Origin of the sequence: Acinetobacter sp. HZNU-JH01 (genome assembly GCF_037996845.1) — a bacterium.
Lineage (GTDB): Bacteria > Pseudomonadota > Gammaproteobacteria > Pseudomonadales > Moraxellaceae > Acinetobacter > Acinetobacter haemolyticus.
Window position 1 is genome coordinate 541,909 of record NZ_JBBMZX010000001.1, and the last position, 21,149, is coordinate 563,057.

The 21,149-nt window shown below is 39.1% G+C and carries 19 protein-coding genes; 6 read left to right on the forward strand and 13 right to left on the reverse strand.

From position 1 onward, the window contains the following. Positions 1–17 precede the first annotated feature (17 nt). Complete coding sequence (locus tag AAC851_RS02680) at positions 18–1,163, reverse strand: acyl-CoA dehydrogenase family protein (RefSeq protein ID WP_325772659.1); 1,146 nt, start codon at positions 1,161–1,163, stop codon at positions 18–20. Positions 1,164–1,410: 247 nt separating this feature from the next. Between AAC851_RS02680 and AAC851_RS02685 the strand changes: the two genes are divergently transcribed. Then, positions 1,411–2,409, forward strand: coding sequence for a glycosyl transferase family protein (locus tag AAC851_RS02685; protein WP_020846396.1), 999 nt, complete (start codon positions 1,411–1,413; stop codon positions 2,407–2,409). A gap of 67 nt (positions 2,410–2,476) precedes the next feature. Here the strand turns inward: AAC851_RS02685 and AAC851_RS02690 are convergent, their stop codons facing one another. From AAC851_RS02690 to AAC851_RS02710, 5 genes are all read right to left on the reverse strand, one after another. Then, complete coding sequence (locus tag AAC851_RS02690) at positions 2,477–3,358, reverse strand: hypothetical protein (protein WP_125503220.1); 882 nt, start codon at positions 3,356–3,358, stop codon at positions 2,477–2,479. Continuing rightward, entirely contained in the window at positions 3,342–4,454 is a 1,113-nt protein-coding gene (locus tag AAC851_RS02695) for a DUF2515 family protein (protein ID WP_171456356.1), read from the reverse strand. The genes AAC851_RS02690 and AAC851_RS02695 overlap by 17 nt, the downstream gene beginning before the upstream one ends. A gap of 3 nt (positions 4,455–4,457) precedes the next feature. After that, positions 4,458–7,229: a type VI secretion system Vgr family protein gene (locus AAC851_RS02700; RefSeq protein ID WP_340600454.1), complete on the reverse strand. Its 2,772-nt coding sequence runs from the start codon at positions 7,227–7,229 to the stop codon at positions 4,458–4,460. Between the two features lie 211 nt (positions 7,230–7,440). Next, positions 7,441–7,713 carry a YeaC family protein gene (locus tag AAC851_RS02705; RefSeq protein WP_125503238.1) on the reverse strand — a complete coding sequence of 91 codons (273 nt, stop codon included), beginning with the start codon at positions 7,711–7,713 and terminating at the stop codon, positions 7,441–7,443. Then, the gene (locus tag AAC851_RS02710; RefSeq protein ID WP_005081066.1) at positions 7,710–8,618 is read right to left on the reverse strand and encodes an NAD(+) kinase; all 909 of its coding nucleotides are present in this window, start codon (positions 8,616–8,618) and stop codon (positions 7,710–7,712) included. Before AAC851_RS02710 ends, AAC851_RS02705 begins: the two co-directional genes overlap by 4 nt. Before the next feature lie 221 nt (positions 8,619–8,839). On the opposite strand from AAC851_RS02710, the gene mrcB reads away from it, so the two are divergent. Both mrcB and AAC851_RS02720 read left to right on the forward strand, forming a co-directional pair. After that, a complete protein-coding gene (mrcB, locus tag AAC851_RS02715; protein WP_125503241.1) occupies positions 8,840–11,242 on the forward strand; it encodes a penicillin-binding protein 1B in 2,403 nt (800 codons plus the stop codon). A gap of 18 nt (positions 11,243–11,260) precedes the next feature. After that, on the forward strand, positions 11,261–11,818 hold the full coding sequence (locus AAC851_RS02720; RefSeq protein WP_075315717.1) for a tetratricopeptide repeat protein: 558 nt from the start codon (positions 11,261–11,263) through the stop codon (positions 11,816–11,818). Between the two features lie 28 nt (positions 11,819–11,846). Here AAC851_RS02720 and AAC851_RS02725 read toward each other — a convergent pair whose 3' ends face one another. Next, positions 11,847–12,758, reverse strand: a complete 912-nt coding sequence (locus AAC851_RS02725; protein WP_125503243.1) for a thiamine phosphate synthase — start codon at positions 12,756–12,758, stop codon at positions 11,847–11,849. Between the two features lie 176 nt (positions 12,759–12,934). Between AAC851_RS02725 and hemP the strand changes: the two genes are divergently transcribed. Then, complete coding sequence (gene hemP, locus AAC851_RS02730) at positions 12,935–13,105, forward strand: hemin uptake protein HemP (RefSeq protein ID WP_004638676.1); 171 nt, start codon at positions 12,935–12,937, stop codon at positions 13,103–13,105. A gap of 63 nt (positions 13,106–13,168) precedes the next feature. Here the strand turns inward: hemP and AAC851_RS02735 are convergent, their stop codons facing one another. From AAC851_RS02735 to tsaA, 5 genes are all read right to left on the reverse strand, one after another. Continuing rightward, on the reverse strand, positions 13,169–14,530 hold the full coding sequence (locus AAC851_RS02735) for a sensor histidine kinase (RefSeq protein ID WP_161404986.1): 1,362 nt from the start codon (positions 14,528–14,530) through the stop codon (positions 13,169–13,171). Positions 14,531–14,533: 3 nt separating this feature from the next. Beyond that, a complete protein-coding gene (locus AAC851_RS02740; protein ID WP_004638671.1) occupies positions 14,534–15,193 on the reverse strand; it encodes a response regulator transcription factor in 660 nt (219 codons plus the stop codon). Between the two features lie 92 nt (positions 15,194–15,285). Continuing rightward, positions 15,286–15,651: a NirD/YgiW/YdeI family stress tolerance protein gene (locus AAC851_RS02745; RefSeq protein ID WP_160127138.1), complete on the reverse strand. Its 366-nt coding sequence runs from the start codon at positions 15,649–15,651 to the stop codon at positions 15,286–15,288. A gap of 86 nt (positions 15,652–15,737) precedes the next feature. Next, a complete protein-coding gene (locus tag AAC851_RS02750) occupies positions 15,738–17,516 on the reverse strand; it encodes a GspE/PulE family protein (RefSeq protein ID WP_100834260.1) in 1,779 nt (592 codons plus the stop codon). Between the two features lie 30 nt (positions 17,517–17,546). Continuing rightward, the gene (tsaA, locus tag AAC851_RS02755; RefSeq protein ID WP_100833578.1) at positions 17,547–18,290 is read right to left on the reverse strand and encodes a tRNA (N6-threonylcarbamoyladenosine(37)-N6)-methyltransferase TrmO; all 744 of its coding nucleotides are present in this window, start codon (positions 18,288–18,290) and stop codon (positions 17,547–17,549) included. A 100-nt stretch (positions 18,291–18,390) separates the two neighbouring features. On the opposite strand from tsaA, the gene AAC851_RS02760 reads away from it, so the two are divergent. Then, entirely contained in the window at positions 18,391–19,170 is a 780-nt protein-coding gene (locus AAC851_RS02760) for a ferredoxin--NADP reductase (protein WP_004638665.1), read from the forward strand. An 80-nt stretch (positions 19,171–19,250) separates the two neighbouring features. Here the strand turns inward: AAC851_RS02760 and AAC851_RS02765 are convergent, their stop codons facing one another. Next, positions 19,251–19,811: a TetR/AcrR family transcriptional regulator gene (locus AAC851_RS02765; RefSeq protein ID WP_004638664.1), complete on the reverse strand. Its 561-nt coding sequence runs from the start codon at positions 19,809–19,811 to the stop codon at positions 19,251–19,253. Positions 19,812–20,264: 453 nt separating this feature from the next. Between AAC851_RS02765 and AAC851_RS02770 the strand changes: the two genes are divergently transcribed. Beyond that, a complete protein-coding gene (locus tag AAC851_RS02770) occupies positions 20,265–21,125 on the forward strand; it encodes a hypothetical protein (RefSeq protein ID WP_340600455.1) in 861 nt (286 codons plus the stop codon). Positions 21,126–21,149: the final 24 nt, after the last annotated feature.

The following is a 21,149-nucleotide window of genomic DNA, read 5'->3' on the forward strand; positions in this document are numbered from 1 at the left end:
TAGATAACGCATACAAATTAAGTTTTCCCAATCAAACCACGTGCTACGATTTCTTTCATAATCTCGTTGGTACCACCGTAAATACGTTGGATACGTGCATCTACAAAGAAACGAGAAATCGGATATTCAGTCATATAACCATAACCACCGAAGAGTTGAAGTAAGTTATCTGCAACTTTCATCTGCATATCAGTACTGAAGCTCTTCAATGCCGCAGCAGTTTCAACATCCAATTTACCTTGCATATACAATTCAACATTTTGGTTGTAAAACGCTGCCGTTGCCAATTCATCAATCTTCGCTTGAGCCAACACGAAACGTGTATTTTGGAACTGCGCAATTGCTTGGCCAAAAGCTTGACGCTCTTTTACATAGGTCGTTGCTAAATCAATTGCTCCGCGAATGGCACCCAAAGCAGTTGATGCAATTGCAGTACGTTCGCGTGGTAACTCTTGCATCAAATAAGCAAAACCTGAACCTGCGTTACCAAGCAATTGGTCTTTAGGTACTTTTACATTATCAAAGAACAATTCTGAAGTATCTTGCGAATGTAAACCGATCTTGTCTAAATTTGTTCCCTTCTTAAATCCATCCAGATGGGTATCTACCAACAATAAAGATACGCCTTTAGCACGTGCTTGTGGATCGGTTTTTACCGCAAGTACCACAACATCCGCATGTTGACCATTTGAAATAAAAGTTTTAGAGCCATTCAATAAATAATGATCATCTTGCAAAATGGCACTCGTACGCATTGCTTGTAAATCTGAACCAGCACCCGGTTCAGTCATCCCAATCGCGCCAACAGCTTCACCAGATACCATTTTAGGTAGCCAGTATTGCTTTTGCTCTTCTGTACCAATATGTTGAATATATGGTGCTGCAATTTCAGAGTGACATGAAATCGCGGTAGATAATGCGCAATAACCCGCACGTGCAGATTCTTCAACTAACATTAATGAGTAATGCGTTGGTACACCATAACCACCATATTCTTCTGGCACATCTACACACAAGAAACCATTTTCACCTAATAAGTTCCAAACAGAACGAGGCATAAGCCCTTCTCGTTCCCATTGTTCATAATGCGGTGCAATATGTTCGCTCATAAAACGTTTAAAGTTATCGCGGAAGAGTTCCAAATCTGCATCGTAAGCTAACATCATTATTTCCTTTCGATTTCATTTTTCTTAAAAAATCACTTCGCAGTCATGCTAATGATTTTTAGGCTAGATGTCATGTTCCGTTTGCATCAAATCACTAGACTCATTCGGTCAATTATTTTATTTGCAATCACGCAAATTGACGCACAATTGATTAATGATTAAACAGCACAACTGAATTTTTCCGCTAAACATGCTGCTTTTATGTCATATTAATTTCACTGCTAGCGACGTCTTAAATCCGATCATGAACACAAAACGAAATATCTATAAAACTGCTGAACATCCCTTTGCACAATATGTCCGTATTTTAGGGAAAGGCAAGACAGGTTCTCGCTCACTTAGCTATGAAGAAGCTTATCAAGCATTTAGCATGATTTTGAAAAATGAAGTACTTGATGTACAGCTTGGTGCTTTTTTAATGCTTTTACGTGTTAAAGAGGAATCTGTAGATGAACTTGCTGGTTTTGTTCAAGCGACCCGTGATCAATTGAACTTTGCCCCACTTGATGTCGATTTAGACTGGTCATCGTATGCCGGTAAACGTAAACACTATCCTTGGTTTTTATTAGCAGCACTAACTTTGGCACATCATGGTTACAAGATCGTTATGCATGGTGCATCAGGTCACACCATTAACCGTGTTTATACTGAGCAAGTTCTTCAATACTTAGGCTATTCTATTTGCCAAAATGAACAAGATGTCAGCACTCAACTTAATCAGCATAATTTTGCCTATCTGCCACTAGAAGTCATCTCACCAATTCTAAGTGAGCTTATTTCACTGAGAAACGTGATGGGCTTACGCTCTCCGATTCACACACTTGCGCGTTTAATTAATCCATTCAATGCTAAGGCAACTTTACAAGCTATTTTCCATCCTGCTTATCGTACTTCACACCAGCAAACCGCTTTTCGTTTAGGTTATCAAAATAGTGCAGTGATTAAGGGTGAAGGTGGTGAGTTTGAACGTAATCCTGATGCCAAGACACTTATTTGTGGAATAAAAAATGGGGAGTTATATGAGCATGAATTACCAAAACTGACGCCTGATCGTAGCCCAATCGAAGAGGAACTTGATCTTGCAGTATTTAAAGCTGTTTGGCTCGGTGAGCAAACACACGAATATGGTGAAATGGCAATCATAGAGACTATGGGAATCGCACTATATACAATGGGTGCTGTCAATAGCTACGATGAAGCCATGGTGAAAGCTAAAGTGCTTTGGGATAGTCGTTTAAATTAAGATAAGTGAAGCGATTTCTCAGTGAAATCGCTTCTTTGTTAATTAAATTTTATTCATGACAAAATGATTACTTTACATAAGGCCAAACATCTGGGTCTTTATAGCTTTTGTCTATTCTATAACCTTCTGTTTCCAACTTTTTCTCTTCATATAATCGCGCTTGTTTATTTCTTTCAAGCATTTCCTTAAATGCTTCCTCTAACTCACTTGCGTTCATTTTATATGATCCTGCTATACTGTTACGCTCATCATATCGAATTGTCTGAAAACTATATCTAAGCATATATTGTTCTTGAGCATGCTCATTTAAAGCTGTTTGCTTTAGACTTATATTTAAAATTATTCCATTTGAATACAAACGATAAGCTAAAGATTTAGTTGGAATGGTATTTATTACTTTTACCCATTCATCAAAAGTAAATATATAGCTTGGATCTATGACATCACGTCCTTTTAATAAATATTTGAGGTTATCTTCTTTAGCAACCCTTCCACTAAAACGGTAAAAATAATTTTTCCATCCCGCATTATTAATCTTTTGCATCAACTCGACATAAGCAGCATATGCTTGTTTTGGCTCTACAAATTCTTCTTGAGTTAGGCCAGCATTGACTACAATACTTTTAATTCCTTTTATATTCGGATCATTCGCCAATTGAGCACCCATAACCGAAAATACATGATCTAGTTCTAGGCTGTTGACACCATGCTCAATTCTAACTTTACCCAAATTTGGTGGATTCCAGTCCAACTCCATGAAATTCATACCTGCAGGTTGATGATCAACCTGTCCACCAGTATATTTCATAAAATCTTGTACACCTTGAGAACCCAAATGCAGGATATAAGTCTGTTGATGGTTCATATATTGACTCGCTTTTGGTTGGCATGCACTTATTAATAATCCGAACAGAAAGACGCAAATGAATTGTTTATATTTTGCCATCATTACTGTCTCTTCCTACATTAAACTCTGCTCTGCTTGTTCCCCACATTGCAATGACTGCTAGTTCTTTTTCTAAAAAAACTCGACCTAATTCACTTTGCATTAAATCATGATATTTCTCAGCAGCTTTTTGAATCCATTTCATTCGACTATCGTAGTTTTCCACTTTTGTTCCCTCTAATGGCTCACTATACACAGTATCGGGCAATTGGTTTAACTCCGCTGCATGTCGTCCTGTGTATTGTCCATGACGGTTTGGCTTTACGGCATCTACATCATAGTCGCTAGATAAAACTAACGTACTTTCTGGGGTGCCTGTAGTTCGTTGAATCATAGCTTGACCTTGAACTTTCCAATCTTTCCACACAATTTGCTGTAAAATATTATTCTGTTCTTGAACTGCAATAATTAGAAGGTGATCAAAAAGATCATTAGCTGCTTGTTTGAATTTATCCTGCCTTGTTCCACCTGTATTTTTAAATATATTTTCAATCATTGGTAAATATCTAAACCCCTGATTTATCTCAGGGGTACACTGTAAATTTTTAATAGTTGGTAAACAACTCGACCAAGGCAAATTCATAACTTGATTTTTAATATGTGTAAATTTAACAACATTTCGCTGAGTTTTACATTGATCAAATGAGGCCGATGAAGCACTCCAAGCATAATGCCAAGGTGCAATATCCATAAATAACCATAAGTTACCTTTTGCAAAAGAATGTACAGGGTCGCGTACGAAACCCAGAGGTACCCATTTGTACCCAAATCTTGTTAGACCATGCTTAAAAACAGCAGCGACTGTTTTTGAGGCAAAAGCGCCTAAGCCCATCCAGTAATAACGCCCTTTCAATAAACGATTGCCTGAAACTTCGGTCTCTAAATAAATCTTGGCATAAACAGAAGCGATTCGACGAGCCCGTGCTTCATAACCAGGTTCTAATTTATAAGTATTGGTATTTCGATCTTGGAGATTAGATAATCTGATAATCGCTTGCTGCTGATAAACCTCCCAAAATGTAATGCAATCACACTGCACTGAGGTACAGCTATTTTCACTTGTATTAGTATTACTCTGCCACTCTAAACTTCCAGTCACTTTTTACTCCTGATCTTCGCTAGAGTCGGGATCGACCTGTAAATTTATCCAGTTTAGATCTAACTTAAGCTCTTTTTCTTGCGGTGAATGAATGCGCTTGGTCCATCCTTTTTTATTCGTTTGAGCCATAAAAGTGTCATCACCTGAAATTAGTTTGTAATCAATTTCCTTGAAAGGTTCACCTGAAGGCAATTTCAGTGAAAATTGCTCATCAAATATCTCTAAAGCGGGTAAACCTTTAATATTTACACCTGCAGCTTGGCCTCCCATAAACAAATGCTGCCCCGCTTTGACCTCGAACTTTCCACCTGTTGTTGGAAAGATCCCTGAACCATTCAATTTGAGCTCAGAACTATCTGCCTTTAATACAATTTCCTTCGGGCTATTAAAATAAACCGTATCCTCTGTCGAGATAATTTGTATTCCAGCTTTCGCTAATATATCTAAACCATCCCCTTGCGCCTGTATCTCAACCTTGCCTTTGCCTGCAACTTGTTTGATTCCATTCTGCGCTGCAAATAAACTGATCTTTTGACTGGCTTGGGCAATCAAGTTCTTCTGGGTGGTCAGGTTAATACTGTCGCCTGCAAATTGGTTCAGTTGTCCATCTGCGGAAAGGTGGATGTCTTCTGAAGTACTAAGCCCAATTCCATTTGGTGAGCTGAGTAACAGCATCGCTTGTTCAAAGCGGGCTATTTTCTCTTGGATCTGTTCTGCAAAGCTCTTGAGTTGTTCTACCGACTCCAATTCATCCGTTTGTTGGTTCTTTGCCACTTCACTCAGGGCTTTGGCATTGTTTTGGTTGCCTTCCAGTTGTTGTTTGGCTGTTTGTGCTTCGAGATGATCACCTTGTGCCTGTTCTTGTGCATGGGTGGTGATCAGTAAGCCTTCACCTGCTCGAATCGCACCCCATTGGTCTGTGCGTAGTTCAAAGCCTTCGCCTCGGTCTTCACTTTCTGCTTGGGCTTTGGGATGGCTCAGCTTGCCCAGATTGAGTTGGCTGGCTGCATGGCTGCTTTGTAGTTGTGCACTGATCTGTCCAGTAGTGTCATCAAAGCGCAGTTGGTTGTAGCCTGAACCTTGGTATTCTTTGGACTTAATCCCTGCGAGTTTTTTGGTATCAGGTAATTGTCCTGCATTGTCGAATTTGCTTGGACTGCGTTGTGCTTCGTGCAGTCGTCCGGTGACAAAGGGACGGTCAATGTTGCCATCAAAGAAGTCGATGACGACGATCTCACCAATGCGGGGGAGGAAGCGTGCGCCATAACCTTCGCCTGCCCAAGGAGTGAGTACATCCACCCAAGCTGAATCGGTGTCATTGTTGTTGCTGCCTGCACCACCATCGTGGCTATGGTCGTCATTGCGGGTAAACAGGAAGCGAACTTTGATTCGTCCCCATTCATCCACATGGATTTCTTCGCCTTCGGGTCCCACCACTCTGGCACGTTGTGGGTGAGCAGTTGGACGGTGTTGCAGTGGGTGGTATTCGGGTACGGTTTTGATGTTACGGCGTTGTAGCGTCAGTTGGTTGGCTTGGCGTTCTTCTGGGTTTGTGTTTTGGTGATCTTGCCATTGGCTTTGGGTGATCAGCTGATGGACTTGTTGTTGTAAGTCTTTTGGGAGGTTGTTTTGGTTGTAGTAGCTTTTAGCGGTGATTAGAAATTCTTGGTCAGATCCGCTGTGTTGGTCGATCTCTGGGTGTTCGTTGAGTTTAAACCAGTAGCCCACTTGGGTGTCTCGTACGGTAGTACTGGCAATAAATTGTTTGGCTTGGGCATCGTGGTAGTGGCTGAGGTGTTGGTTCAGTTTTTCGATTTGGGTGTTGCCTGATGCCGTTGCGCCATCTTCACCATTCAGGTCTTGCATCCATGCGGGAGTGAAATGCCATGCGTCTTCGAGCCCTAAGCTGGCGTTGTCGTGTTGTTGGCTATGTTGGTGTTTGCTTTGGACGCTACCTGCCCCATCTTCTTGTTCTAAGGCATCAGCTTGCCAGCGTTGGATATGGACTGCAGTCGGTTGTAGCGAACGTTCTGCAATGAGGCTGGTCATGCTGTCGTATTGTTCGGTGGCACTGCTACGGTGGTAGCGTATTGTTCTTCGATTTAAGGCTTGGTATTGGCTGTTGTCATCGATCAAGCGGAGTTTTTGGGCTTGGATTGGACTGTTGCTGTTGGCAACGTTCAGTTGAGCCTCATCGATCAGCCAGTTAATGCCTTCACTTCTGAGTAAGCGGGTAATAAAGTCGTAGTCGCTTTCATTGGCTTGCATCACAAAGGGACGGATGTCGTAGTCTTGTTTGATCCCACCAAGGTCGAGTGTAAGACTCGATGCAAACAGCTGACTTTTGGCTTGCCATTCATTAAACAATATTTGCACAATATCCACGACAGTCTTATTCATAAACACACGGCTGTTTCGGCGTTTATGCCACAGTGCGGTTGCATCTTGGAGTTTGAGTTTATACAGCGTGAGGCTACCGTCAGATTGTCCTTGTACGGCTTCTGTGATAATCCCTGTGGTTCTGAAGAGTGTGCCCGTATCGGTGACTTGGTCTATCGCTGCCTGACAACCGATGAATTGTTTTAATGGGATGTGGGCGTTAGTGGATAGGCAGATCAGTTCTGTAGTCATGCCCTGATTAATGGCGTGCTGACCTTGAATTTTTTGGAGGAAGACTTGTTTATTTAAGCTCGGATTGGCAAATTGTATGTGTATCGCACGTTTTTGTGCGGTTAAGCCAAGTTGTTCTAATGCAGCATAAATAGTCTTGAACATCGCTTCTTATTGAGTTTTTTTAAACGTGAGGGCATTTTACAGGAAAATTCGATCAGATGTTCAGACCGTTTCGTCTATTTGTGACAATTTTTGTCTTATTTTATTGCAATTTATTTAAACAGTCTCATTTCTGATCTATTCGTCATGATTAAATCAAACGATAAAAAAATGTCCCGAGAAAATCGAGACATTTTATATTTCTTAAGCATCATTACACGAAACGAATCGGTTTGAACTCAGGCTCATTTTTATGATGATCATCATCACATTCCTCACCTTCTTCTTTGCTACCACGATCAATATAACCGCTACGCTGTTCTTCTGGAAGATTTTCTATTTCCCATGCATAAACAGCTTGCATGCAGATTTGACGTTGCTCTTTAGTCAAGGCAACACCATTTGGCCATTTACCGATTTCAACGGCTGTTTTTAATCGCTCTACAATCTCAGGATTTAAAATAGCGAGCATTTGTTCAATATTCATGATTCATCCTGTTGAAAAGATTCGAAATCTTGATTCCAGCCTAGTTTAGTACGACATGCCATATAAAAGTCATAACCAGGTGGATGTAATAAGCTTAGTTTAAATGGATGTTTTCGAATATGTACAGTATCACCAACATTTAATGCAACACTATGTTGTCCGTCAGCACTGACCATTGGTAAAACACGATTTTCTCGAATCGTGATTTTAACTTCGCTATGACCACCTACAACAATCGGACGAGATGATAATGTATGCGGGTGCATTGGAACTAAAGCAATCGCATCCATACTCGGATGCAAAATCGGGCCACCACCTGACAATGCATAAGCAGTTGAACCTGTTGGTGTCGAAACAATCAAACCATCACTGTGTTGCCGATATACATATTGTCCATCAATACTCAATTCAAAATCAATCATATGAACCGATCTTCCTGAATGCAAGACCACATCATTTAAGGCAATCGCATCATAGATCGTTTCATTATTGGTGCGAACTTCCATTTCCAACAAGAAACGGCGATCCAATTGAAATTGACCTTGTAACACTTGATCAAGTTTAAAAATAGCTTCCGCAGGTTTGATATCGGTTAAAAAGCCTAATCGACCACGGTTAATGCCAATTACAGGAGTATTATATCGAACTAAGGCACGAGCGGCATGCAATAGAGATCCATCACCGCCCACAACGACGACAAGATCAACCACCTCACCCAATAAGTTACGGCTTACGGTTTGTCCGTGGCTGTACGGAACCAATTGTGATGTTTCTTGATCAAAGACAGGATTTAGCCCTAAAGTAATTAAATGATCATGAATGAGACATAACGTTTCTACAACAGAATACTTATCTGGTCGCCCAATTAGACCAATATTTCGAAAGGATTTATGTGAAATTTGCACGAAAAATGTGGCTCCGTTGCGATTCTCGCATATCATATCATTATTCGTTGATGATTGATTAAAAACTATAAAAATGTAGATTCTGTGTTTTTAATGCAGTGATTCTCCACTTGTTTTGAAAGATTTTGTTGCATGTTGCTATTTATTCACAGTTTTGTGATTGCAAAATGCTCATAAGCTACGCATCATTAGCCACATTGTTTTTGTTTTAACGCAAATCTATGAAGTGTGAACGTGGTATCGGTTTTATAGGCCTAATCTTTTTAATTTTAGTGATCGGTATATTTGTTGCCTTTAGTATCTATCTGATCCGATTAGATAATATTATTCGCAATAAGTTTGAAGGTCAGCGCTGGGATATCCCTGCTAAAGTATTTGCTCGCCCGTTAGAGGTTTATGCGAATGCGCCAATTACCCAAGAAAATTTCATACAAGAACTAAAACTACTGGGTTATAAAAACACGAGCAATTATGAAAAGTCAGGCAGTTATGTCACACAAGGTAATAAACTTTATGTGCATACGCGTGGTTTTGACTATGGCGACAGTACTGAACCTGAGCAAGTATTAGAAGTTGGTTTTTCAGATGGTCGTGTTGGAGATATTCGATCAACTAAACCTTCAAGTACTGGTATTGCTCGTTTAGAGCCGATGCTGATCGGCGGGATTTACCCTCAACATAATGAAGATCGTGTGCTAATTAAACTTGATCGCGTGCCTAAAACGTTGATTGAAGCCTTAATTTCAACGGAAGATCGTAATTTTTACCAGCACCATGGTGTTTCACTACGTGGTACAGCTCGTGCTTTGGTGAGTAATGCTACAGGTGGTAAACGTCAAGGGGGATCTACCCTGACGCAACAACTCGTTAAGAATTTTTATTTATCTCCAGAAAAAACGCTTAAACGTAAAGCCAATGAAGCACTCATGGCATTGTTGATTGAATTTCATTACAGTAAAGATGAAATCCTAGAAACTTATTTAAACGAAGTAAATTTAGGTCAAAATGGTAACTATTCAATTAATGGTTACGGACTAGCATCACAATTCTACTTTGGCTTACCTCTGCGTGAGCTCAACATTTCTCAACAAGCATTTTTGGTCGGTTTAGTACAAGGCCCTTCTCTTTATAATCCTTGGCGGAATCCTGAAGCAGCTAAAAAGCGTCGTGATGTCGTTTTAAACAATATGATGGTCATGGGTTATTTAACAGAAGCAGAATATCAAGATGAGATTGCTCGTCCACTCAATGTTATTAGCAAACCAACCGTTGGACCTGCCAAATTCCCAGATTTCCTCGATATTGTTCGCCGTCAATTACGTACGGAATACCAAGAAAGTGACATAACGAATCAGGGTTTAAGGATTTTCACTACACTTGATCCAATTGCACAAACCAAAGTACAGACTGTATTTAAAAACTCAGTTGAACGCTTGGCTCAACGTAATCCTGCTCGTCTTAAAAACTTACAAGGGGCTATTTTAGTTGCTCACCCTGAAAATGGTGAGTTAATTGCAGCAGTTGGTTCAACTCAAGACTTTACTGGCTTTAACCGTACAATTGATGCAAAACGTCAAGTTGGTTCTCTATTAAAACCTGTCATTTTCTTAAATGCGATTGAATCTGGCCGCTATACATGGGCAAGCCCAGTTGAAGACACGGCTGTCAATATTCCAATTGATGGTGGTAAAAGCTGGTCACCCAAAAATTATAGTGGCAATGAAAATGGTATCGTGCCGATGCAACAAGCGCTGGCTAACTCCTATAACCTTTCAACTGTGCGTTTAGCAAATGAATTTGGTCTTTCTTCATTTAGTAATAAGCTAAAACAGTTTGGAGTAAACTCAGATATTCCGGCCTATCCTTCTATTTATCTTGGTGCAGTAAACATGTCACCGATGGAAGTGCTCAGTATCTATGGGAACTTCGCTACGGGTGGTTTTAAATATCCAACACGCTCAATTCGTTCAGTCGTAGATGCTCAGGGTCGCGTGCTCGATCGATTTGGTTTAAATGTTCAACAAACCATTGATCCAGCAGCAGCCTATATCTTGAATTACGGCTTACAGCAGGTCATGCGTACAGGTACTGGACGTTCTGCATATAACAGTCTACCTGAATCATTAAATCTTGCTGGTAAATCTGGTACAACAAACGATACACGCGACTCTTGGTTTGCAGGTTATTCAGGAAATCATGTTGCTGTGGTTTGGTTAGGTTTAGATGACAACAAGGTTACAGGACTTACAGGTTCGTCAGGTGCATTGCCTGTTTGGACCAATGTCATGAGACAACTTCGTCAAGAACCAGTAAATTTACGTCAAACGGATAATGTCCAATGGCAATGGATTGATCGCTCTACAGGTGATCTGTCAGCGCAAGGTTGTGAGGGTGCAATGTACATTCCTCTACTTCGTCAAACTGTACCACGTCGTGCAACCCTCTGCGGCCAATCACACTACGAAGTTGAGCCTACCTATATCCCTCAGAATGATTATGATGATGGTAATGACGACAGTATCGGAAATTATATCCGTGAAACCGAAAATCAAATGGATACTGATTTATCCAATCAAACTTCTACACGCATTATCTCTAGCGGTAGTTACAGTGGCAATAACTAAGTGATCGGATGATTGGAAATGATTAAAAAATCGCTATTCTTAACAGGTGTAATGATACTTGCTGGTTGTAGCACAACACCAGAACGCCCTACGCCTCAAACACTACCTCCGAAGGTAAATGATAGCCAGAAGAAAGTTACGCCACCCCCTTCTGGCGTCAAAATCACACCTTATGAGCAAAAAGAAATTAAGCGCCAAACTGTTCCAGTCGTAGTGCCTGAACAAAAGGTACAGCAAAGATTTAGCAATGACGGTACGCAATTACCCGCTTTCAAGACATTGATGCAAAAGACTCAAACTGCGTACAAACAAAAACAGTTTGGTGATGCCGAACGCTTTGCGCTTCAGGCACAACGTATTGCACCTCAAGCCGCTGAAACATACTTATATTTGGCATTGATTGCTGATCAACGTAAGCAATATGCAAATGCTGAAGCTCTTGCTCGACGTGGTTTGAGTTATGCGCAAAGTAATGTAATGAAAAAGCAACTTTGGACAATCGTACTTCGTGCTAGTGAAGCGCGAAATCACAACGTAAAAGCCGATGAAGCGAGAAGAATGATTCGTTCTCTGTAAACGAAGATCTGTGAAATACCAACAGAACCTATTCTATCGATTCAAACTCACGAATCCCAGCAAGCCCATAAGCATGATGTTTTTGGGCTTGTTCTATATCTTTAGGTGCAACACCACCCAAGGCAAACACTGGAATATCACTATTCTGAGCCAATTCAGAAAAACCATCCCAGCCTAACACTTTGGCTTCAAGATGAGTCTCTGTCTGATTCACAGGACTTAAAAACACAGCATCACAACCTATATCATGAGCATGTTTTAAAGACACTGCATCATGACATGCAGCGATAAAACGCTTACCAACAATCAATTCACCATTTTTAAAACGCATAAGCTGTGATTGTTTTAAATGAATCGTCTGAATTTTTGCTTGTAATTTAGAATCAAGTTGTTGCCAAAGACTAAAATTGATAATCAACTTATTGAGTTGGTCATCAGTCAATATCGATAATTGCTGTTGAACTTCCACGATGTTTAGCTTTTCATTACGCCAATAAAATTGCACATCACTATGTGGCAATGCAGGCAAAAGATCACTGATCTTAATTAGATGTGACCATACCAATCGTTCGATGATTGTCTTATTCGCCTTTGGAAAATTCAAATTCTGTAATTGATCTCGGCTGTACCACGTCCATGGCTGATGAATTAAATCCAAGAACTGATCTGGAACATGTGCATGAAATAAATGTAAGCGCACAATCAAATCATCATATTCATGCTGAATAACATCGAATTTGTGCCAATCTTTTAGACCAATCCCAACCTCTTCATAGATCTCACGCCGACAAGCCTGTTCAGGCGTTTCATGCTGTTCGACTTTACCGCCAGGAAATTCATGTTTATTGCCCTGATGTTGATTTGCTTGCCTCCATCCGACAAGCACTTTTGATTTATGCAATAAAATTGCAATCGCAACTTCAACTATCGATTTAGCCATAACAGTTTAATATCCCTGAGATTTCATCAAAAGTATAAGGAACCGAACACTTCAATTACATATCCCAAATAAAAAATAATTAATGATTTTGTAAATTAGCAAAAATTTCGTTGACAGGTGTATTCGATAATGATTATCATTTAAATCATTAAAAAACACACCACGGAGCATAACAAATGAACGCACCATTTAACTTATTTACTCGTAGCACAGACTCAGCTCAATCTTTGCCAATGCTACATTCAAACAACCTTTTTGCCTTAGGACGTGAAATTCGGATTATGCATGCTGGAGAAGAATACCGTTTGCGTTTGACTCGCAACAACCGCCTGATTTTAACAAAGTAATATAATAAAAATCGGATAATAATAAACGTGGGAATAGCAGTATGTCAGCGCGTACTGCTTTTTTTATCCTTTATGACGTTTAGGCGTTTGCTGTTCTATTTTTAATTGAATACTTACTTTGAGTCCTCCATAGGTCGATTGGGAGAATTTCATTCGCCCATAATGTAGTTCGATTATCTTCCTACAAATCGACAAACCTAATCCTGAGCCCTGTGTTTTCGTTCCTAAAGCCCGATAGAAACGTTCACCCAAGCGTGCCAGTACTTCCTCACTTATCATATCCCCTTCATTTTCAATAATCAGTTCAGATAAGTTCTGATATTGCTCAAGTCGAAGATAGACATTTCCATCTTTTGGCGTATATCGAATTGCATTATCCAATATATTTCGAATGCAACTAAACAATAACTGACGATTTCCAAACACATCATCTTCCTCTATCGTTTCAAGCTGAGAATGCAATCGTATTGATTTTTCATTTGCAAATAATGCTTGTGCTTGCATCACCTCAGTAATCAATTCATTTAGTGAAAAATGAGTTTTGGGAAGATTATCAGCATGTTCAGGATCTAAACGTGCCAGTAAAAGTAAGTTTTCTAGAGTCTGAATTCCTCGACTTACATCCTGCTGTATTTGAATAAAATCTGTAGCACGTTCAGGATATTTACGTTGCAATAATTGTAGACGCATTTGAATCGCTGAAAGTGGTGATCTCAGCTCATGTGATGCATCTGCCGTAAAACGTTGTTCAGCTTGTAATGATTGATTCAAACGTTGCAACAATTGATTCAATTGATTCAACATAGGTTGCAATTCTTTAAGTTCAATTTCACCAGAATGTATAGGACGAAGATCATCAGCATTTCTTGCAGAAATTTGTGCCGACAATTGGTGAATCATTTTAAACTGCCGTTTAATAAGCAAATATAGAATAAGCCATTGTACTAGCCATACCAAAATGAGAATTAAGCTGTACCCAACAATGCTATGCCATAATGCTTCAAAACGTTCAGCTAAAGGTTGTATCACCAAAACGTGCATATTTGACTGAGTATCTTTAGCTGTATAACTACGCCATAATTGTTGATCCTGCCAAATAAAACCATAATCATTGCGTGCTATCGCAAACTTATAATATTGTTGATCAAGTTGAAATTTCTCAGATTGAGTGAGCACATAATGCTGGTTGCTTAACCGATATTGAATGTCAAACTGATCACTAAGTTCATCTATTTGCTGTCCAGATGTTGCCGTCAAATCTGAAATTAATAACATATCTGAAATTTCATCCATGATTTCATCTTGTACTTGCATGGTCTGGTAAACAGATATAATGAGGAATAAAAGTAATGCCACGCAGCCAACAATGATTGAACTCATCATTGAAGTTTTTATTAGTTTCGTCTGCAAAGACACTACTTTCATTGTTTATTCCTGATGCATTCGATAGCCAAGTCCACGGACAGTCTTAATATACTGTCCGCCTATTTTTTTGCGAATTTGATAAATAAACACTTCGATTGCATTACTTTCAATTTCATCTCCCCATGCATACAGAGATTCTTCTAATTGTTCCCGCGTAAAAATATGATCTGGTTTTTGCATTAATTTATATAAAATTTGAAACTCCTTCGCAGTCAAATTTACTGTCTGCTCTGCCTGACTCAAGGTTTTCGCTTGTGGATCTAGTTTTAAATCAGCAAATTTAAGATATTGCCCTGCATCAACCTGATGCTGGCGTAGTTGTGATCGTACTCTTGCAGATAACTCTTCTAAGTTAAACGGTTTGACTAAATAGTCATTTGCGCCCAGATCTAAACCTTCAACCCGATCATGGATATGATCTTTTGCAGTTATGAAAATAACTGGTGTTTTTAGGTTACGTTGTCGAATTGATTTTAAAATCTGATCACCAGATGCTTTTGGCAAACCTCGATCAAGTAATACACAGTCATACTGATGTTGTTCAACTGCTAAGATTGCATGATCACCACGCTCAACCCAATCAACACTATAACCATCCATTTCCAACCAGTCTTTAATGCTTTCCGCCTGTGAAGCATCATCTTCTGCCAATAAAATCCGCATCAATAAACGCTCTCATTTTATTTTTAATATTCAATTAAAGCATAAACAAAAAACCACATGAATATCATGTGGTTTTGTATGAGCACCTGTCATCAAAATTGAACTTGATCTACATCAACTTCAACACGTTTCTTCGGTTTGTAGTCAATATCAATTTCACCAATGATAGTCACAGGCGTTTTGGCTGAGATTGGCTTACTTTGCCATAATTCATCATCAATATCGACGGTGATACTACCTGTTTGATCACTAAACTGGTACTTTTCATCACCAATTGCTTTAACAATATAACCTTTGAGCTTGATAGGTGTATCATCCTTTAAGGTCAATGCTTGCTGTACCGTACTAATCTGTGTTGGTGTCAAAGCTTGTTGATTTACCGCACCCGTATTCGCTGCAACCATGGTCGTTGCACCAACCAAACTCGCAATCACTGCTACTTTTGAAAATACGTTCATCTTGATTTCCTCATTCTAATTTCATCATTTCGATGAGATTATTTAAACAAACCAAGATGAGGTGAATCTGAAGATGGAAAAATCAACTAGCTAAGTGGAACAACTCGCAAAACCTCTTCCAGCGTTGTCACTCCTTCAATCACCTTACGAGCACCCGCTATTCGCAATGGTTCAATACCTTCTTTTTTTGCTTGAGTTCGAAGATCATTGAGTGTGCCATGTGCGCTGATTAGTGACTTTAACTCTAGACTCACAGGCATAAATTCATATATACCGACACGACCTTTATAACCTGTATGACGGCATACTTCACAACCTACTGCCTTGAACATTGTGGTTGGCATATCCATCATATAATCAAAGGTTAAATGCTCCCACTCTTGCTCATTTATTGCTGTTTCTTGCTTGCAATGTGGGCACAATCGACGTACTAAACGCTGTGCTAACACCCCTAAAATCGTAGCTGAAGTTAAGAAAGGCTGTACACCAAGATCATGTAGTCGTGTCAAACTCGACGGCGCATCATTGGTATGAAGAGTTGATAGCACCAGATGCCCTGTCAACGCTGCCTGAATCGCCATATTCGCAGTATCATGATCACGAATCTCACCCACCATGATAATGTCAGGATCTTGACGCATTAAAGCACGTACCCCATCAGCGAAACCCAGCTCAATGTTTGGATTGACCTGCATCTGGTTAAAACTTGGCTCAAGCATTTCAATCGGATCTTCAATGGTACAGACATTGACTTGTTCAGTCGCCAATTGTTTTAGCGATGAATAGAGTGTTGTGGTTTTCCCAGAACCTGTCGGTCCCGTGACTAAAATAATCCCATGGCTATGTTGGGTGAGTTGTTGCCAACTCTGTAATAAATGCCCTTCAAAACCAAGTTGTTGAAAGCTTCGTACTAACACTTCTGGATCAAAGATACGCATGACTAACTTTTCGCCAAAAGCAGTCGGCAAAGTAGAAAGACGCAATTCGGTCTCTTGTCCCTTTGGCGTTCTGGTTTTTAAACGGCCATCTTGAGGTTTACGCTTTTCAGCGACATTCATCCGGCCAAGAATTTTAATACGGGAAATAACAGCGGTCAGCGTATTTGCAGGCATATTATAAATCGTATGCAATACTCCATCGATACGGAAACGTACCTTCCCCTTATCCTTACGAGGTTCAAGATGAATATCACTCGCACCTTGCTCAAAAGCAAATTGCAGCACCCAGTCAACCAATTTAACAATGTGTTGATCATTTGCATCTGGATTTTGGGTGTCTCCTAGCTGTAAAAGTGCTTCTACACCTTTATTATCACGATCAAATGCGCTGGTATTTTGTGATGAGTTGACGGCTCGACTCACTTGATAATATTCGTGCAAATATCGTTGTAATTGCTCTGGATTTAGTAAAACTTTTTCTATTCTTTTCGGGGCTAAACTTCGCTCTAAGTTATTTTGCCACTCTGTAGAAAACGGTTGATCAGTTCCAATCAAAATCCGATCGGCATGTACTTCAACCGCAAGAATGTGATTTCTGACCGCAAACTCTTGTGACATAACGCTAGTTAGAGCTGTTACATCTGCTTTTAAAGGGTCAATCACGAACAATGGAACTGCCGCTTTTTCAGCTAGCCACTGACATAAACGATTCAACGTCAAAGTAGAGGTTGGATTTAACTGATCTTTGAGCTTGAAGTTCGCAATCCACTGCAACGGATGCCATTTCAATTGCTCTTTTTGCCGATGAGTGGTCTGAATAAGTAATTTATCTCGTTCAGTAATGAGTCCATCTTTTAGTAGTTGCTCTAAACACCACGTCACATCGACTGTAAAAGAAAAATTTACAAATTTTGCTTGTGCTTGCATTACCGTCTGTTCCCCAAATTTATAACTCATTTATATTTCTAAGTTTGTTTGCTCTATATTTACAATCGACACATTCCTTTCATCCACTGTAAATTGAATATTTAATTCTGCAAAACACATTCCATAGACCCGCTCCGCATCATCTTGATATGCAGGTCGTGGATCTAAAGATAACACTTGTTCGAGTTCGCCTAATACTCTTTTATTTAAAATACCTTGCTTTAGTAACACTAGCTGCTGTGATTGTGCAGATTCCATCCATTGTACCAACTTACGTACAGGCTGTTCTTGTGCATAGCCACTTACTGAATCAACTATTGCATCCGAATACTGTATATAGGGCTTTATGTCCAAAATCGGCGTACCATTCAGCAAATCTGCCCCCGAAACGTACAGACGAACGCTCTTGGCGTGTTTTTCAACACGCAGATAACGGACCACAGACAAACCAATCGGTGATGGGCGGTACATACTTCTTGTTGCGAAGACCCCTATTTTCTGATTCCCTCCTAGGCGCGGCGGGCGTACTTGTGCGCGAAATTTAGGCTGTTGATTCAAGCTGTTATCACTATTTTTATTGTCATGAAACTGCCACACTAGCCACAAATGACTGAAATTCTCCAAACCATCAAATGCCAACAAATCATTATAGGGTTCAGCCATTTCTATAAAGCATTCGACTTCTACTAGATTTGGCTGTCGAGGAATGCCAAATTTTTCACGATAAGGAGAATGCATATAGCCAATAATCGGCATCGTTACAGCGTCAATCATCACTTTTTCTTATAAACACAATTAAATATATTCAGTTTATCGAGAATGATTTTAGATTAGAATAGCAATCTGTTTCTTTTATCTGTGATCGAGACCTTTAATGGCTGCTTTTAACGTTGAACGCATTACTCATGTTCACCACTGGAATGACACACTTTTCAGCTTTAAAACCACACGCGATGCAAGCTTACGTTTTAAAAATGGTCAGTTTGTGATGATCGGACTTGAAGTGAATGGCAAGCCTTTAATGCGCGCTTATTCGATTGCAAGTGCGAACTATGAAGAAGAACTTGAATTCTTCTCGATTAAAGTACAGGACGGTCCACTAACTTCTATTTTACAAAAAGTACAAGTAGGCGACGAAATCCTGATTTCAAAAAAACCTACAGGTACTTTAGTACACGACGACTTATTACCGGGTAAAAACTTATATCTTTTATCTTCTGGTACAGGTCTTGCGCCATTTCTTTCTTTACTTCGTGATCCAGAAACTTACGAAAAATTTGAAAAAGTGATTATGGTTCACGGTACACGCTATGTATCTGAACTCGCTTATCAAGATCTCATCTTGAATGAACTTCCTAACCATGAATTCTTTGAAGAATTAGGAATCAAAGACAAGTTGATTTACTACCCAACTGTGACGCGTGAACCATTCCATACACAAGGTCGTGTAACAACAGCAATTGAAACTGGCGAATTATTTGAAAAAATTGGTTTGCCTCGTTTCAATCGTGAAACTGACCGTGCCATGCTTTGTGGTAGCCCAGCATTCCTAAAAGATGTTGCTGCACTACTCGATCAACACGGCTTGGTTGAATCACCACGTATGGGTGTGATGGGTGATTATGTTATTGAACGCGCATTTGTTGAAAAATAAGCTTTAATATTTAAACTAAAAAAACCGAGTGATAAATTCACTCGGTTTTTTTAAGATTAATCAGTAATTAAAATATGGCTTTAAGCCGCCTCTAAATTTATCAACCGTTCAATATAATACCAACACTCTTCTATTTCAGAATGATCCTTATTTACTTTGGCATAGGCCGTCATACCATCCAATATATTAATATACATAGCAGTCAAAACGTGGGGTTGAAATACTTTCGCTTTTTCAAACAAATCCTCAACCAGCCCCATTAACCATTCTCTATACTCCACAATCGGACGAATAATAGATGGATATTGTTGCAATATTTCCAAAGATGCTTTTTGAAACATACAACCATGGAAATCATCCGAATTAAACCATGATAGATGCCAAAAATAGACAGCTTTAATCTTACCTAAATAATCTTCTTCACTTAACTGATTCACCTCATGCTCAATAGCTTCTTGAATACTTTTATTTCTTCGTGATAAGCACTCTTCAATTAGATTCTCTTTCGATGGAAAATACTTGTAGAATGTCATCTTTGCAACGCCTGACTCACTAATAATTCGATCTACCCCAACAGAGCTATAATTATGACGATTGAAGAGGTACAGAGCCGTTGCAATAATATCTTCTTTTTTTGACATTTTATTATCCTTTTAGAATTATAATATAAACTTAATATATTATTTAGGCATAGTTTATAGGCTTGAAAAATCTGGCGACTATGCTGTTATCCATATTCTTTATGAACATAATAGGAAATATAACACTTCCAATCAAGTTCACTATTATACGTTAAGCAAAAATAAGATGACAAACAAGCTGATTTGTAAAAATTTCTTTCTATTTAAAAATAAATTCAATTATTAATGTGAAATAAATCACCTTTTATATATTTTTTGATTAATTAATAATCTGAATGGTTATTTTTTAGCTCGCTTAATAAATTGATTTCACCTCTAAATCACCTTATATTTATTTTATCCAATAAAAAGATCTTTGGTTGGACCAATAGTTATATTCATAAACAACCAAAAAAAATCGAACTATATCATTGGAAAAGCAATAATATTTATTAATTCATTGAGTAAAAAACTATGCCAAAAATATTTGAAAACTTTGACAACCCAAGGCAGAAAGCTATAGACGGTATGAAAAATAGCATTTCTACAGAAGCTTGGAACAAGAATTTGAACTTTCTGAACAGTTTAAGAGCGGAGATTTCAAAGCATCCTGTTTCAAAACATCCCGCCATCCAACTTATGAATGATGGTTTAATCGATAAAGAAACCTTAAAACACATCCACTTAGAATATCGACATGCAATCGTGCAAGTTTTTACTGATGCGCTACTGATGGCTCAATTCCAGACAAAGCAATTAGAGCCGAGACTCCTATCTGGTTCTAAAATGTATCCTCGCTTTTTATTAAATCTAAATATTCTGGATGAGTTCGGTTTTCGTCCTGCATTAGACAACAATCAGTATTATTCTGGTAATCCAGAATACGCACACTATCCTTTGTTTGAAGATGTACTTGATGATTTTGAGTTAACACAAACAGAGCGTAATAACTATCAACCGTCTATTATTGCGCAGAAAGTTCGCTCATTTTTAGAAAATACCTTTGATCATTATCAAGCTGTAACTGCTTTACTTGCGGTCGCTGAAGAAGAAGTAATTCTATTTAGCCCTGCATTACGCCAAGCAACCAAAGCGGTTGGTTTCAATGTAGATAGTGGTTATTACTATGTCCATGGCGTCTCACATGATGCATCCGCCGAAGCTGCAGATGATGACCACGAAGATGATCTATGGTTTGTCTTGGCTCAAGCTTGCATCGAATCAGATTATGATTTAATCCGTGATCTTTGCTTAGAATATTGTGACCTTTGGCAAATGTTTTGGGATGAACAAATCTCTAGTTACCAGTACGAAGCATATCGAAAACTTGCTTAGTGCGGATAAAAGGTCATTTCTACA

Bases quoted from the DNA above. Each gene is read 5' to 3' on its own strand.
- AAC851_RS02680 (WP_325772659.1), bottom strand. From the start codon at position 1,163: ATGTTAGCTTACGATGCAGATTTGGAACTCTTCCGCGATAACTTTAAA.
- AAC851_RS02685 (WP_020846396.1), top strand. From the start codon at position 1,411: ATGAACACAAAACGAAATATCTATAAAACTGCTGAACATCCCTTTGCA.
- AAC851_RS02690 (WP_125503220.1), bottom strand. From the start codon at position 3,358: ATGATGGCAAAATATAAACAATTCATTTGCGTCTTTCTGTTCGGATTA.
- AAC851_RS02700 (WP_340600454.1), bottom strand. From the start codon at position 7,229: ATGTTCAAGACTATTTATGCTGCATTAGAACAACTTGGCTTAACCGCA.
- AAC851_RS02705 (WP_125503238.1), bottom strand. From the start codon at position 7,713: ATGAATATTGAACAAATGCTCGCTATTTTAAATCCTGAGATTGTAGAG.
- mrcB (WP_125503241.1), top strand. From the start codon at position 8,840: ATGAAGTGTGAACGTGGTATCGGTTTTATAGGCCTAATCTTTTTAATT.
- AAC851_RS02720 (WP_075315717.1), top strand. From the start codon at position 11,261: ATGATTAAAAAATCGCTATTCTTAACAGGTGTAATGATACTTGCTGGT.
- AAC851_RS02725 (WP_125503243.1), bottom strand. From the start codon at position 12,758: ATGGCTAAATCGATAGTTGAAGTTGCGATTGCAATTTTATTGCATAAA.
- hemP (WP_004638676.1), top strand. From the start codon at position 12,935: ATGAACGCACCATTTAACTTATTTACTCGTAGCACAGACTCAGCTCAA.
- AAC851_RS02735 (WP_161404986.1), bottom strand. From the start codon at position 14,530: ATGAAAGTAGTGTCTTTGCAGACGAAACTAATAAAAACTTCAATGATG.
- AAC851_RS02740 (WP_004638671.1), bottom strand. From the start codon at position 15,193: ATGCGGATTTTATTGGCAGAAGATGATGCTTCACAGGCGGAAAGCATT.
- AAC851_RS02745 (WP_160127138.1), bottom strand. From the start codon at position 15,651: ATGAACGTATTTTCAAAAGTAGCAGTGATTGCGAGTTTGGTTGGTGCA.
- AAC851_RS02750 (WP_100834260.1), bottom strand. From the start codon at position 17,516: ATGCAAGCACAAGCAAAATTTGTAAATTTTTCTTTTACAGTCGATGTG.
- tsaA (WP_100833578.1), bottom strand. From the start codon at position 18,290: ATGATTGACGCTGTAACGATGCCGATTATTGGCTATATGCATTCTCCT.
- AAC851_RS02760 (WP_004638665.1), top strand. From the start codon at position 18,391: ATGGCTGCTTTTAACGTTGAACGCATTACTCATGTTCACCACTGGAAT.
- AAC851_RS02765 (WP_004638664.1), bottom strand. From the start codon at position 19,811: ATGTCAAAAAAAGAAGATATTATTGCAACGGCTCTGTACCTCTTCAAT.
- AAC851_RS02770 (WP_340600455.1), top strand. From the start codon at position 20,265: ATGCCAAAAATATTTGAAAACTTTGACAACCCAAGGCAGAAAGCTATA.